We start from the raw sequence: 14,271 nt of genomic DNA, 5'->3' as shown, positions 1-14,271 counted from the left end.
CACTCCCGCTGCTGGAGGATCAGTAGGGCACGGGCCGGTTGTCCTGCGCCCAGAGCTGCTCCGCCGCCGAACCCGTTGGGGGCGGGATCAACCCGTCGATCATCCACAGATCCCGCGGGGTCTCGTCGACGTGGAACTCGCAGTGCAGCCCGCGGTCGCCGGTATGCGCGGCCAGCAGGCGACCCAGGGCCTCGTTCATCCGCTCGCGCCGGCCGGGATCCTCAGTGTGGCGGGCGATGTGCTCGATCACGACGCGCACGGTGTCGTTCGAAGGTACTCCCCCGACCAGAAACGACGCCCGCGGGACCTCGTGGAAGAGCGTGACAACGTAGAACTTCGGCAGCCCGAAACGGGCGTAGAACCGCGTGACATCCTCGGCGAAGCCACGCTTCTGCTCCTCGGAATACGCGCCGACGGGATGATAGACCTGCCACAACGGCATCTGCCCTGCCTCCTTGAGGTTCGACGGCTACGCGCCTGACGGCTCAACGCCCGATGGTCACGGTGAGCCCTCCTACCGGGCCGGACAGCGCCGCCTTCATCCGCCTGGTGACCTCGTCCACGAGCACCTCGTCGGCACCGCCTTCGATGCCGTCCAGCACCGCGATGGCGACCTCGGCGGGCGATACCTTCGGGGCCGAGATCCGCGCCGCCATGTCGGTGTCGGCGAAGCCGAGGTGCACGCCGACGACCTGGGTGCCCTGCGGGGCCAGTTCGATGCGCAGGGAGTTCGTGATCGACCACAGCGCGGCCTTCGAGGCGCCGTAGGCCGCCGCGCCGGCGCCCCAGGACAACACGGAGTGTATGTCGACCAGCGCCCCACCGCCGTTGGCCGCCAGGACCGGAGCGAAGGTCTGCGCCACTCGCAGCGCGCCGAACACGTTGGTGTCGAACGTGGCGACCACGTCGGCCATGTCCGCCTTCAGCAGCGGCGATGGGATGAGCACGCCGGCGTTGTTGATCACGATGGTTACCTCCCTGGCCTGGGCGGCGAGGGACGATACCGCGTCCTGATCGGTGACGTCGAGGGCAACGGGCAGGATTCGCGGATCATCGCTGGTAGCGGGTTCGCGCGCGGTCACGTAGACCTTCGCCGCACCGCGCTCCACCAGTGCCTCGGCGAACGCCTTGCCGAGACCGCGCTGGCCACCGGTCACCAGCGCCACGGAATTCTCGATCGCGACCATGGACGGACCTCCTTCTGCCTAGAATAGATGATGAGCATCATCTATATCGTGAGGAAGTGTACCCACCATGCCCCGAGCATCCAAGGCCGAAGCCGAGCGGCACCGTGAGCAGGTGATCGAGGCCACGGCGAAGCTGGTGCGCGCGCACGGCGTCGAGAAGGTGAGCGTTCCGCAGGCGATGGCCGCGGCGGGGCTGACCCACGGCGGCTTCTACCGCCACTTCAGCTCCAAGGACGACCTGATCGCCCAGGCCTGCTCGGCCGCGTTCGCCGAACGGGCCACCGCCCTGGATGACCTCACACAGCACACCACCCCCGGCCGCGCCCGTACCGAATACCTGGCGGGCTATGTGTCGGCCCTGCACCGCGACAACCCCGCCCTCGGCTGCCCCGGCCCGACCCTCGCGGCGGACGCCGCCCGCGCCGAACCCGGCGACCCCCTGCGTCAGGCGTTCGCCACCGGCTTGCGCGGCATGGTCGACGGGATGCGGCAGCTCGACGACGGGACCGAGGAGGCGGTGCTCGTGGAGTTGTCCACCATTGTGGGAGCGTTGCTGTTGTCACGGGCCTGCGCCGACGACGATCTGTCCGACCGGATCCTCACCGCGGTCCGCGAACATCTCGTGGGTGACGCGAACGGGGAGACAAGCCCCGCCGAGTAACCCGGAGGTCCGCGCCGAGCGGCTTCCCCTTCGCGATCTGCGCACGCGACCTGCTGGAGTTCGTCCACTACCACCTCACCGACCGCTCGCCGCCGGCGCCGAGGCCATATCGCCGGGCACGAACCCGAGCCACTTCAGGATCTCGTCGGCGCGGCGGAGTTCGGCGTTCTCCCGGCGCAGCCGCTTCGGCTGGGCCGACTCATCGGTGCTGCGGCCTGGCCGGCTGCCCGCATCGATCCGGGCCTGACGGACCCAGGTACGCAGTGTCACCGCATCATCGTCCATCCACCCTGCCGAGCCGGGCGGCGTGTCGTACCTCATCGTCGCCACCCTGGCGGGCGTCCTCCTGTACGTGGGCAGCCCGATCGCCGTGGTCATCGCGCAAGCCCTTTCGCCGGGTGCGCCGGCGAGCGCGGCGGGCATGGTCCTCGGGTGCCGGCCGCTCTGGCGGGGGTGCTGCGGAAGCCGGACGCTGATCCGGCGGCTTGACATATACCCCCTAGAGGTATTTATTAGCCATCGTCGCACATACCCCTAAGGGGTATATCGATTGGAGAGAGCTCATGTCTGCACCATCCCCACGGCGCTGGACCGCTTTGGCCCTGATCGCCACCGCCCAGTTCATCGTCATCATGGACACGTCGATCATCGGCGTGGCCCTCCCCCGCATCCAGCAGGACCTGGGCTTCTCCCAGGAGAACCTGTCCTGGGTCTTCAACGCCTACGTCGTCGCCTTCGGCGGCCTCCTGCTCCTGGGCGGCCGCCTGTCGGACCTGTTCGGCGCCCGTCGCCTTTTCAGCACCGGCTGGCTGATCCTGCTGGCCGGATCACTCCTCGCCGGCATCGCCCCCGAGGTGTGGGTCGAGTTGACCGGCCGCGCCGTGCAAGGAGTAGGCGCCGCGCTGATCGCTCCGTCCGCTCTCACCCTCCTGATGATGTTGTTCGGCCACGACCCCAAGGAACTGACCAAGGCTCTGGCCCTGTACGGCGCGGCCGCACCCGCGGGCGGCACCGCCGGCGTCTTCCTCGGCGGCGTCATCACCGAATACCTGAGCTGGCCCTGGGTCTTCTACATCAACATCCCCATCGCCCTCGTCGCGCTCCTGGCCACCGGCCCGCTGATGCCCGCCGCCCAACCCCGGCGCGGCTCCATCGACGTACTCGGCACACTGACCGTCACCCTCGGTCTCGGCGCCGCCGTCTACGCCATCGTCCGCGCACCCGAGATCGGCTGGGGCTCTGCCCAGACCTGGATCGTGCTCGCCGCCGCCGTGGCGCTGCTGGCCGCGTTCGTCGCTCTCCAGGCCCGTCGCCGCGAGCCGCTGATGCGCCTGTCGATCTTCCGCACGCCCAACCTGGCCGCCGCCAACCTGACCCAGCTCCTGCTGGGAGGCGCGTGGATCCCGATGTGGTTCTTCCTCAACCTCTACCTGCAGCAGGTTCTCGGCTACAGCGCCTTCCCCAGCGGCGCCGCTCTGCTGCCCATGACCGGCCTCATCATGATCGGCATGATCGTCCTGGCACCGCGGGCCATCAACCGCTTCGGCCCCAGGTCGACGACCGTCACCGGCCTGCTCCTGCTCGCCGCCGGGATGGCCTGGCTGTCGCTGATCAGCCCGGACGGCAACTTCACCGCCGACATCCTGCCCGCCAGCCTGCTCGCCGCCCTCGGCATGTCGCTGGCCTTCATCCCCTCCCTCGGCACCGCCATCTCCTCCGCCCGCCCCGAGGAAGGCGGCCTGGCCTCCGGCATCGTCAACACCAGCTACCAGGTGGGCTCCGCACTCGGCCTGGCCGCCATGACGGCGGTGGCCGCCGCCAACGGCTCCGACCAACTCGGCAACCTGCCCGCACTGACCAGCGGCTTCTCCGCCGCCTTCATCGGAGCCTCGGGCATCGCCGTGGCCGGCGCCCTGATCACCGCGGTGACCCTGCGCACGCGCACCCCCGCACCCACCGACGAGGTCGCCGCCTCCCGCGGCTGACACCCTCCAAAGGAGCAAGCCGTGAAGTCAAGGGCTGACCGGTGCTGTCAACAGGATGTCGATACTGACAGGGGCCTGGTATGTGCGGCGGTCGACGCGCAGGCTCTTGTCGCGTAATGGGACAGGAACCGCTCGACAACGCGGGCGCTGAGTCGCGGGCGGCCATGAACTGGCTCATGGCCGCCCGCCGGCACTACGGGCACCATGGGCGGCTACCGTCCCGCCACCCGTGAGTGGGGTGCCGGTGCGGATCGATCCTTCCGCATCGGGTGGCCGGCCATCAGTCCTGAGAGCGAAGGATGGCCAGCAGGGTGGTGACGAGCAGGTCGCCGGCGTTCTCCGCGGGCATCCGCCCGGCGGCGACCTCGTCGGCGGAGGCGTGCAACAGCGCGTAGACGGTGGTGACCAGCCAGTCGACCGGCAGATCGGTGCGGAAGCTCCCGGTCGTCCTGCCGCGGTCGATCAGCCGGCGGACGTGCTCCATCGGCAGGTCGTGACGACGTCTCACCTCCTCGGCCGGCAGTGCGCGCAGGGCGGCCCGGTGCAGGCTGCCGGCCCGATCGAGAATCGGCCAGCAGGTACGCACCACGCGCGCGAACGCCTCGTCCGGTGGGCCGTCATCGGGCGCCGCGGCCGCGATCTCCCGCGTGCCGCGCAGGATGGCCTCGGAAAGCACGCTCCTGACCAGGTCCTCACGGGTCGGGAAGTGCGCGTACAGGGTGACCCGGCCGATCCCCGCCGTCCGTGCGATCTCCACCATGCTGGCGTCCGGGTCGCGCGCGAACAGTTCTGAGGCGGCGGCCATGATCGCCGAGATGCTGCGCTTGGCGTCGGCCCTGCGTGGGTCCTGTGAGAGCGCTGTGGTCGCTTGTCCCGGGAGCCTGTCCCGCCCCTGATCCGCGGTCGCCGTCATACGACCACCGTACGACAACTTGAACACTACTGTTCGCACTATTACGGGAGGGGGGTATGGTAATCCGTACATCAGTGTTCGGATTATCTCGGGAGAGTTCATGGCTCACGGCTCGCATGCCCCTCATCCCCAGCGGGGCCACAGCGCCCCTGACGCACCGGAACAGGCGGATCCGCGTCGCTGGGCCGCGCTCGCGCTGATCGGCGTCGCGCAGTTCATGCTGATCCTGGATGTCACGGTGATCAACGTCGCCCTGCCCGACATCGGCGCCGAGCTTCACCTCGGGCGCACGGCGCTGACCTGGGCCGTCACTTCGTACACACTGTTCTTCGGCGGGCTGATGCTGCTCGGCGGGCGGCTTGCCGACGCGTTCGGCGCCCGCCGCATGCTGCTCATCGGCCTGGCGGTGTTCACCCTGGCGTCACTGGCCACGGGCCTCGCCCAGGACTCCACCCTGCTGCTGGGCGGCCGCATCGCGCAGGGCATCGGAGCGGCTCTGCTGTCCCCGGCAGCGCTGTCGACGATCACCACCACCTTCCACGGCACCGAACGCAACAAGGCACTGGGCGTGTGGGCGGCTCTCGGCGGCACCGGATTCGCCGTCGGCGTGCTGCTCGGCGGCGTGCTGACCGCCGGTCCCGGCTGGCGCTGGGTGTTCTTCATCAACGTCCCCGTCGGTGTCGCCGTGCTGGCCGCCCTGCCCGCCACCGTCCGGGAGCGGCGGCGGCGCGGCACCGCACCGCGGCTGGACGTGCTCGGCGCGGTGACGGTCACCGCCGCCACCGCCTCGTTCATCTACGGCATGATCAACGCGGGGGACGCGGGCTGGACGGCGCCGAGCACCCTGGGGCCGCTGGCCGCCGCTGTGGTGCTGTGCGGACTGTTCGTCCTGGTCGAGCGGTCGGTCAAGAATCCGCTGATGCACGTGGGCATGCTCGCCCGTCGTCCTGTCGCAGCGGGCACGTTCCTCATGCTGGTGGCGTCCGGGCTGCTGATCTCGCTGTTCTTCCTCGGCTCGCTCTATCTTCAGCACGCCCGCGACATCGACGCCCTGCAGACCGGACTGCTGTTCCTGCCCGCGGCGGTCGCGACCGGCATAGGCGCGCAGGTGGCAGGCAGACTCGTCGGCGCCATCGGCACCCGTCCTGTCGCGGTCGCCGGTCTCGTACTGGTCGCCGTGGGAGCGTGGCTGCTCACCGGTCTGTCCGCCGACGGCTCCGTCGCCGCCGAACTGCTGCCGGGAATCGTCATCGCCGCCGCCGGGATAGGGCCGGTGTTCGTGACGGCGACCACCTCCGCGCTGGCCCACGTCGACCACTCAGAAGCCGGACTGGCCTCCGGCGTCGTCAACACCTTCCACGAACTGGGCGCCGCCATCGGCGTTGCCGTCGCATCGACCATCGCCGCGACGGGCCTGGGCGACGCGCCGTCCATCGACGGATTCACCGACGCCTACACCGTCTTCGCCATCAGCGCCGCCGTGGCAGCGGCCCTGTCCCTGTGGCTCGTGCCTCCCGGCAAGCCGCAGATGACCGGTGTCCCGCATGCCCACTGACGGCGCTCCACCCCCGACGCCGCCGTTCAGATCGTCCTCGCCTCCACCGGCCGTGTCGTCCTGTCCCATGAAAGGGGATCGACCCTGCTCGCCGAACACTACGACAAGAGGTGGTCGATTTCGTCGGACTACCGATCGAGGCCCTCGGGTGGCGCCGCGTCGGCGCGCAGGCTGTACCGGGTGCTGGGCCTGGTGAACCGCAACCTGTCATGCCCAGAACGGGACGTACGCTCGATCGAGCCTTCGCGAACCGGCCAGGGAACAGCCACCGCAGCGTCGGTTCGTCTTCGGGTCGGCTCCTGGGGTGAGGCCGGCGGACGGGGCGGCGACGATGTGGTTGAGCGCGTTCTCACCCGAGCGCTGGACGCTGCGGGCGGTGACGGGCGCGCGTACATCGTGCCGTCATACCTCCACGATCTTGACTCCCGCTTCGCGGAAGTTGGCGAGTTGTTCCGGCGAGGCCGTGGAGTCGGTGACGAGCGTCTCGATGCGGCTGCGCGGACAGATCCTGGCGAATGCGCGCTTACCGAGTTTGGAACCGTCCGCCACGACGATGACCCGGCCGGCCTTGGCCGCCATGAGTTGGTTGATGGCCGCCTCGCCCTCGTTGTGCGCGCTGGCGCCGTGATGGAGATCGAGCGCGTCCACGCCCAGTACGGCCACGTCCAGCGCGACCTGTTCCAGCATGCCGGCGGCGACGGGGCCGACCAACTCGTAGGAGTGGGCGCGAGCCGAGCCGCCGGTGGTGACGACGTGCAGGTGCGGTCGGACCACCAGTTCGTGGGCGATGTTGAGCGCGTTGGTCACCACGGTGAGAGCGACTCCCCGGTGGTCTCCGCTCGCGAGATCGGCGCGGGTGGCCAGCGCTCTGGCGACCTCGGTGGTCGTGGTGCCGCCGTTGAGGCCGACGGTGGAGCCGCCGGGCACCAGCGCGGCGGCGGCGGCGCCGATGCGCTGCTTCTCAGGTGCGTGCTGGGCGACCTTGTAGCGCAGCGGCAGGTCGTAGGAGACGCTGTGCGCGGTGGCCCCGCCCCTGGTCCTGGTGAGCAACTGCTGCCCGGCCAGCGCGTCGAAGTCCCGCCTGATCGTGGCGGTGGAGACGTCGAGCTTGAGTGCCGTCTCCTCCACGTCGAGTTCGCCCCTTTCGGCGATCATTTCGAGTAGGACGTTCCACCGTTCATACCGATTCACCGGCCTATCATGCAGGTTTCGCACGGTCTATGAAAAGATGTGCTCGAAATGTTGCGTCTTTCATCACTTGTGATCCCCGTCTCCCCGCTGGGACCCGAGAACCCCCTCCCGCCGCTCCGCCCTCTTCCCGACCCTCGTGCCGGGTTGCGTACGGACGTGGCCGACGCCGAGATGGCGGCTCAGTTGGCCTACGGTCATGCCGAGTCGCTGCTGCCGTACACCTTGCAGGACGGATACGGGCGTGAGCGGACCGAGCGCGAGCTGAGGACCGCGGTGCTGGAGAACGGGGTCCTGCGGGCGGAGTTCCTGCTCGACTACGGCGGTCGACTCCGCTCGCTGATCCACGTGCCGACCGGGCGCGAGTTGCTGCACGTGCCGCCCTTCCTGCAACTGGCCAACCTCGGGTTGCGCAACGCCTGGTTCGCCGGAGGCGTGGAGTGGAACCTCGGCACCTTCGGCCACACGGCGCTGGCCTGCTCGCCGATGCACGCCGTCCGGGTGACCAGGCCCGACGGGGTTCCGGTGCTGCGGTTGTACGAGTGGGAACGGATGCGCGGGCTCGTTTACCAGATCGACGCCTGTCTGCCGCCGGGTTCGCCGGTGCTGCTGGTCCATATCAAGATCTACAACCCGGGCAGGGCGGACGTGCCGGTCTACTGGTGGTCCAACGCCGCCGTGCCGCAGCATCCAGGGAGCCGGGTCCTGGCTCCCGCGGGCCACGCCTGGCACTTCTCCTACGACGGAGAGCTACGGAGAGTGCCTCTGCCGCGCTGGCGTGACACCGACCAGTCCCACCCGGGCTCGAACGAGCAGGCCGCCGACTTCTTCTACGACATCCCGGCGGACCGGCGCCGGTGGATCGTGGCGGTCGACGCTGAAGGCAGGGGTCTCGCCCAGGTCTCCACCGACCTTCTGCGCGGACGCAAGCACTTCCGATGGGGCACGGGCATGGCCGGACGCAACTGGCAGGACTGGCTGTCCGGCCCGGGGCGGCCGTACTTCGAGATCCAGTCGGGCCTGGCCCGCACTCAGTTGGAGCACGTACGGCTGGCGCCACGCGCGTCCTTCTCGTGGACCGAGGCGTACGGGCTGGTCGACGTCCCAGACGCGCACGAGGAGTGGTCCTCGGCAGTCTCCGCCGCCGAGACCGCACTCGACGCGCTCATACCCCGGGAACGCCTGGCCGCCGAGCACGAAGACGCGGTGCGCCTGGCGCAGGTGGCCCCGGTGGAGACCCTGCACGTGGGCAGCGGCTGGGGCGCTGTGGAGCGAAAGGCGCTGGGACGGCTCCGCTCGCTCACCCTGCCCGCCACCCCGTTCGCCGACGCCTCCATCGGGCGCGACCAGCAGTCGTGGCTCGCTCTGGTCCGCAAGGGGGCCATGCCCACCCCCTCGCCCGCTCTGCCGCCCTCCTCCTACATGGTCGGTCCGGTCTGGCGCGCGCTGCTGGAAACCTGCGTCGAGGCGCATGGGCCGACCTGGTTCACCCTGCTCCACCTGGGCGTCAACCTCTTCCACGACGGTGAGGTGAAGGGCGCGCGTGACGCTTGGGAGAGGTCCTTGGCCTGCGCGGAGAACGCCTGGGCGCTGCGGAACCTGGCCTTGCTTGACGACGATGCGGACCGCGCGGCGGACCGCTACACCCGGGCGCATGCCCTGTCGCCGAGGCTGCGCCCGCTGACCATCGAGACGATCATCGCCCTGCTCGCCGCCGGGCGGTCCGCCGTTGCCCTTGAACTGGTGGATCGGCTCGGGCACGCCGATCGTGGGCACGGCCGGATCCGCATGCTCGAGTGCCGGGCCGCGCTCGACCAGGGCGACCTGGCCAGGGCGAAGCGCATCCTGGACACCGGTCTGATCCTCGACGACCTGCGCGAGGGTGAAAGCGCGCTCGACGCGTTGTGGTGGGACTACCACGAGAGCGTGGAGCCTGGCGAGCGGCGCGAGCAGGTACGGCGTGATCATCCGTTGCCCTGCCTGTACCAGTTCAGCGTCACGCAGTACTGATGCTCCATTTCCCGCGTTCCCTGCAAGATCTTGCAGGTTCATGAGCATTTTTTGTCTTTTTGAGCACAAGTAATCAAATAGATTCATGGATTGCCTTGTTTGTGGCTTTGGGGTGGCTTTATGGTCCGGTGAGATCTATCCGAAAGGTGACGACATGCGCGGACCGAAGACCCTGGTGACCGGCGTCGCGGCGGTGCTCGCTCTGGCCGCCTGCGGCTCGTCCTCGACCGAGGGCTCCTCAGGGAAGGACGGCGGAGAGTTCACGTACTGGTCGATGTGGCGGGCGGACGAGCCGCAGGCGAAGGTGATCAAGACCGCGATCGACAGGTACCAGGCCGAGACCGGTGTCAAGGTGACGGTCGAGTGGCAGGGCCGCGACGTCCGCAAGAAGATCGGACCGGCGATCGCCGCGAACAAGGCGCCCGATCTCTGGGACAACGGCTCGGACGTGGTCGCGATCACCGCGCTCGCGGGCCAGGCGGCGGATCTGTCCTCGGTGTACGGTGCCGAGATCCCCGGCGAGGGCAAGAAGGTGTCTGACGTGATCGACACGAAGTACGTCGACTCGCTGCCGAAGGACCCGGAGGGCGCCAACCGGTGGCTGGTGCCGTACGAACTGAACTCCGCGCAGTTCTTCTACGACGCGTCCGACCCCGACCTCGCCGAGCCCCCGAAGACCTGGGACGAGTTCATCAAGCTGTGCGACGCGCTCAAGGCCAAGGACAAGGCATGTCTTGCCTCAGACGGCGACCTGAGCTGGGAGAACTTCCTGATCTTCGACTACCTGCTGGTGCGCGACAACGGCCCTGGCACGATGGGCGAGATCTACGCCGACAAGAGCGGCGCGGGCTGGGACGCCCCGGGCGTGCTGGAGTCGGCCAAGCGGATCGAGCAGCTCGTCAAGGGCGGCTATCTCATCAACGGCTACGACGCCAGCAAGTACCCCACCCAGCAGACCAACTGGGCCAGGGGCAAGGCCGCGTTCCTGATGAACGGTAGCTGGGTCGCCGGTGAGGTCTCCACACTGGTGGACAAGGGCTGGAAGATGGGCGCGATGCCGGTCCCGGTCACCAAAGGCGCCAACTCCGACGCGGACGTGATCCTGCACGGCTTCGCCGTGCCCAGGAAGGCCGACAACGCCGAGCAGGCCAAGAGGTTCATCGCCTATTTCCTGAAGAAGGAGAACCTCGCCGGAATCGCCGAGGTGGCCAAGAACATCACGCCGCGCGCCGACATCCCGGCCCCGGAGGAACTGGCGGACGTTCAGAAGATCATCTCGGCGAACCCCACGCGGCCGATCCTGGACAACATCTCCAGTGACTACATGGACAAGGCCATGTACCCGGCCTTCCTGGAGCTCTGGCACGGCAAGCTCACCGCCGAGCAGTACGTGGCCAAGGCCAAGCAGGCGCACATCCAGCACTGGAAGACCAACGGCTGATGGCGGCCACGCTCACCAGGCGGCCGAAGGCGGCGGCCGGCCCCGCCGCCTCCGGCCACCGTCGGGCCGGACCGCTGGACCGGCAGCAGCGCCGCCTCTTCTGGCCGTTCATCGGGCCCGCCCTGGCGTTCTACGGGGTGTTGTTCCTCGCCCCCATCGCCTACTCGGCCTGGACCAGCCTGCACAAATGGGACGGGATGGGGGATCCGCAGTGGCGAGGCTTGGACAACTACCGCATCCTGTGGGAGGACCAGGCCTTCACCACCTCGATCGTCAACACACTGAAGATCTTGTTCGTGGGCGGGCTGGTCACCTTCGCCATCAGCTTCGCGTTGACCCTGGTGCTGCGGGAGATGAAGGGCAAGTTCTTCGCCCGCTCGGTGTTGTTCTTCCCCAGCCTGGTCAACGCCATGGTCTTCGGCGCGGTGGCAGGATTCATCTTCAGCCCGGCCGGGCCGGTCAACGTGGTGCTGGGCTGGGTCGGCGTGGACGCGCCGCCCAAGTGGCTGGCCACCGACAACGCGTTCGCTCTGATCGTGGCCACGATGATCTGGAGCGCGACCGGTTACTACACCACGATCATCATGGCCGCCGTCGACCAGATCCCGCCGTACCTGTACGAGGCGGCGGCACTGGAGGGCGCCTCCGCGTGGCAACGGCTACGGTACGTGACGATCCCCCTGGCCTGGGACGTGATCACGGTGTGCGCGGTGTTGTGGACGGTCAGCTCTGTCAAGGTCTTCGAACTGGTCCTGCTGTTCGGCGGCTCCAACGCCGGCAACCCACCCATCCAGACCTGGACCACCGCCATGTACGTCTACGCCGAGGCCTTCCCGCAGGGCTCGGTGCCCAAGCTGGGGCTGGCCTCCGCGGCGGCGCTGGTCAGCCTGGTCATGGTCGCCCTGCTCACCGTGGTGCTCCGCCGTCTCATGCGGCGCGAGCCGATCCGACACTAGGGGCCGCATCCCGTGACCGTGAACCGAACCCCGTTGCGCCTCATCGGCCTGTCGCTTGTCTGGGTCATCGTCGTCGCGGACATCGCGCTGCTGGCCTGGATCCTGCTGACCTCGCTGCGCGGCACCCGTGACATCTTCGACCGCCCGTTCGCCCTGCCGTCGCCGATAGAGCCGGGCAACTACGCGACCGCCTGGACCACAGGCGGCTTCGGCGCCGCCGCGGTGTCCAGCGTGCTGGTCGCGGTGATCTCCTCGGTGGCCACGGTGGCGCTGGCAGCCCCTGCGGCCTACATGCTGGCGCGCCGACGTACCCGTACCTCCGGCGCGATCACCATGACCTTCGCGATGGGGCTGGGCGTGCCAGGACAGGTGCTGCTGGTGCCGTTGTTCGTCGGCATGGCCACGGTCGATCTGGTCGACACCTACAGCGGCCTCGTCCTGATCTACACCGCGGTGGGGCTGCCGTTCACCGTCTACCTCCTGACCGGCTTCTTCTCCGGCGTCCCCCTGGTCCTGGAGGAGGCCGCCTCGATCGACGGCGCCACCGGCGTACGCACCTTCGCGAAGGTCATCCTGCCGGTCGCCCGTGGCGGCCTGATCACCGCGTTCCTGCTGCAGTTCATCGGCAACTGGAACGAGACCCTGTTCGCCATCGCCTTCATGCAGAGCGACGACAAGATCACGCTGCCGGTGGCTTTGGTGAACTTCGTGAAGATACAGCAGTTCAGCGGCATGGACTGGGGCACCATGTTCGCCGGCATGTGCCTCATCCTCGCCCCCATGATCGCCCTGTTCTCCTGGTTGGGCACGCGCATCATCCAGGGCATGACCGTCGGCATCGGAAAGTAAGGACCCCCCATGAAACGAAGTGCTCTCTTCGGCCTGCTCGGAATCGCCGTCCTCGGCGCGGGCGCGACGCCGGCCCTGGCCGATCAGCCCCCCGGCCGGCCTGGTCACGGCAACGCCATCCATGTGGACTGCACCTCCACCAAGTCGTCCACGGGTACCGTCGGCCACCCGCTGACCACTCTCGACCAGGTGAACGCGCTGGACCTGAAGCCGGGCGACCGTGTGCTGTTCAAGCGGGGGACCCGGTGCACCGGTACGCTCGCTCCACGGGGCTCGGGCGAGGCGGGCCTGCCCATCGTCATCGACGCCTACGGCCAGGGCGCCAAACCCGGCATCGACGGTGCGGGCGCCGCCGATGCCGTCATGCTGCACAACCAGCAACAATGGGAGATCCGCAACCTCGACATCTCCAACACCGGCGCGACGGCGGGCAAGCGGCGCGGCGTGCGGGTCAGCGCCCGTGACGCGGGCACGCTCCGGCACATCGTGCTGCGGGACCTGGACGTGCACGACGTCAACGGCGACGACACCAAGGACGAGAACGGCTCGGCCGGGATCACCATGTGGGTCGAGGGCAACACCGTTCCGACGATCTTCGACGACGTGCGGATCCTGCACAACACGGTCAGCCACGCCGACCGCTCCGGCATCTTCCTCTTCTCCAGTTGGAACCGCTCCGGCTGGGGTGCGGAGCCCGGCCCCTACCTGCCGTGGACCGGCGTCAAGGTCAACGACAACACGGTGACCGACGTGGGCGGCGACGGCATCGTGCTGGCCAACGTCACCAAGGGGGTTGCGGAGCGCAACCGCGTCCACGGGTTCCAACGACGTTCGGCCGGCTACAGCGTAGGGCTGTGGACGCACAACTCCGACGACGTGCTCTTCCAGTTCAACGAGGTCTCGGGCGGGGAGACCACCCGTGACGGCATGGCCTTCGACGTGGACGAGAACGCCTACGGCACCGTCTTCCAGTACAACCACAGCCACGACAACAAGGGCGGCTTCGCCCTGCTGTGCAACGCCTCCGGCGTGATCAAGGGGGCCGTGTTCCGCTACAACCTCAGCGTGAACGACCACTTCCGCGGCGTCGAGAACTGTGGCGGGCCGATCGAGAGCGCGGCCTTCTACAACAACACCTTCGTGATCGGCGACGGTGTCACCCAGACCGTGATCAACGAGAACAACACCAACCGGCGCAACGTCACCTTCGCCAACAACCTCGTCGTCACCACGGGCACCGGCAAGGCCGGCTTCCGACTCCGGTCCGGCGGGTACACGCTGGAGAACAACCTCCTGCACGGTGTGGCGGTGCCGCCCGGCGCCACCGGGACCGTGACGGGCGACCCGTTGCTCGGTGCCGGCCACCGGCTCCAGGCCGGGTCTCCGGCGCTCGGCGCGGGCAAGCCGATCATCGACAACGGCGGCCGGGACTACTTCGGCAACGAGGTCACCTGCACGCCCGACATCGGCATGCACCAACTGTCCACGTGCTGACCAGCCCGTGCTGACCAGCCGGTGCTGACCCG

General features: G+C 68.7%; 12 protein-coding genes and 1 pseudogene. 8 read left to right on the top strand and 5 right to left on the bottom strand.

The genetic code is table 11. The features are described 5' to 3' along the window. Window positions 1-19: 19 nt before the first annotated feature. Together ACZ6S0_RS22965 and ACZ6S0_RS22960 are read right to left on the bottom strand one after the other, a co-directional pair. The gene (locus ACZ6S0_RS22965; protein ID WP_465920998.1) at window positions 20-442 is read right to left on the bottom strand and encodes a tautomerase family protein; all 423 of its coding nucleotides are present in this window, start codon (window positions 440-442) and stop codon (window positions 20-22) included. A 43-nt stretch (window positions 443-485) separates the two neighbouring features. Further along, complete coding sequence (locus ACZ6S0_RS22960) at window positions 486-1,187, bottom strand: SDR family oxidoreductase (protein ID WP_465920995.1); 702 nt, start codon at window positions 1,185-1,187, stop codon at window positions 486-488. A 67-nt stretch (window positions 1,188-1,254) separates the two neighbouring features. Between ACZ6S0_RS22960 and ACZ6S0_RS22955 the strand changes: the two genes are divergently transcribed. Continuing rightward, entirely contained in the window at window positions 1,255-1,848 is a 594-nt protein-coding gene (locus ACZ6S0_RS22955; protein ID WP_465920994.1) for a TetR/AcrR family transcriptional regulator, read from the top strand. A 132-nt stretch (window positions 1,849-1,980) separates the two neighbouring features. Here the strand turns inward: ACZ6S0_RS22955 and ACZ6S0_RS22950 are convergent. Continuing rightward, a pseudogene (locus tag ACZ6S0_RS22950) lies at window positions 1,981-2,169 on the bottom strand (transposase); the annotation flags it as partial. A 242-nt stretch (window positions 2,170-2,411) separates the two neighbouring features. Between ACZ6S0_RS22950 and ACZ6S0_RS22945 the strand changes: the two are divergent. Continuing rightward, window positions 2,412-3,833 (top strand): MFS transporter, encoded by a 1,422-nt coding sequence (locus tag ACZ6S0_RS22945; protein WP_465920991.1) that lies wholly within the window; start codon window positions 2,412-2,414, stop codon window positions 3,831-3,833. 280 nt (window positions 3,834-4,113) lie between these two features. Here ACZ6S0_RS22945 and ACZ6S0_RS22940 read toward each other — a convergent pair whose 3' ends face one another. Continuing rightward, window positions 4,114-4,746: a TetR/AcrR family transcriptional regulator gene (locus ACZ6S0_RS22940; RefSeq protein WP_465920988.1), complete on the bottom strand. Its 633-nt coding sequence runs from the start codon at window positions 4,744-4,746 to the stop codon at window positions 4,114-4,116. A 100-nt stretch (window positions 4,747-4,846) separates the two neighbouring features. On the opposite strand from ACZ6S0_RS22940, the gene ACZ6S0_RS22935 reads away from it, so the two are divergent. Further along, window positions 4,847-6,301: an MFS transporter gene (locus ACZ6S0_RS22935; protein ID WP_465920987.1), complete on the top strand. Its 1,455-nt coding sequence runs from the start codon at window positions 4,847-4,849 to the stop codon at window positions 6,299-6,301. Window positions 6,302-6,703: 402 nt separating this feature from the next. Here the strand turns inward: ACZ6S0_RS22935 and ACZ6S0_RS22930 are convergent, their stop codons facing one another. Continuing rightward, window positions 6,704-7,492: a DeoR/GlpR family DNA-binding transcription regulator gene (locus ACZ6S0_RS22930; RefSeq protein ID WP_465920985.1), complete on the bottom strand. Its 789-nt coding sequence runs from the start codon at window positions 7,490-7,492 to the stop codon at window positions 6,704-6,706. A gap of 156 nt (window positions 7,493-7,648) precedes the next feature. Between ACZ6S0_RS22930 and ACZ6S0_RS22925 the strand changes: the two genes are divergently transcribed. The 5 genes from ACZ6S0_RS22925 to ACZ6S0_RS22905 all read left to right on the top strand — a co-directional run bounded on the left by ACZ6S0_RS22925 (window position 7,649) and on the right by ACZ6S0_RS22905 (window position 14,239). Then, window positions 7,649-9,499 (top strand): DUF5107 domain-containing protein, encoded by a 1,851-nt coding sequence (locus tag ACZ6S0_RS22925; RefSeq protein WP_465920983.1) that lies wholly within the window; start codon window positions 7,649-7,651, stop codon window positions 9,497-9,499. A 154-nt stretch (window positions 9,500-9,653) separates the two neighbouring features. Further along, window positions 9,654-10,940: an ABC transporter substrate-binding protein gene (locus ACZ6S0_RS22920; protein WP_465920981.1), complete on the top strand. Its 1,287-nt coding sequence runs from the start codon at window positions 9,654-9,656 to the stop codon at window positions 10,938-10,940. Then, window positions 10,940-11,896 carry a carbohydrate ABC transporter permease gene (locus tag ACZ6S0_RS22915; RefSeq protein WP_465920979.1) on the top strand — a complete coding sequence of 319 codons (957 nt, stop codon included), beginning with the start codon at window positions 10,940-10,942 and terminating at the stop codon, window positions 11,894-11,896. The genes ACZ6S0_RS22920 and ACZ6S0_RS22915 overlap by 1 nt, the downstream gene beginning before the upstream one ends. A gap of 12 nt (window positions 11,897-11,908) precedes the next feature. Next, on the top strand, window positions 11,909-12,745 hold the full coding sequence (locus ACZ6S0_RS22910; RefSeq protein ID WP_465920978.1) for a carbohydrate ABC transporter permease: 837 nt from the start codon (window positions 11,909-11,911) through the stop codon (window positions 12,743-12,745). A 9-nt stretch (window positions 12,746-12,754) separates the two neighbouring features. After that, window positions 12,755-14,239, top strand: coding sequence for a right-handed parallel beta-helix repeat-containing protein (locus ACZ6S0_RS22905; protein WP_465920975.1), 1,485 nt, complete (start codon window positions 12,755-12,757; stop codon window positions 14,237-14,239). The last annotated feature ends 32 nt before the right edge of the window (window positions 14,240-14,271 follow it).

Source organism: Nonomuraea sp. NPDC051298, assembly GCF_055586305.1.
Note: the sequence above shows the minus strand (reverse complement) of the source record. Positions and strands in the feature narration are given on the sequence as shown.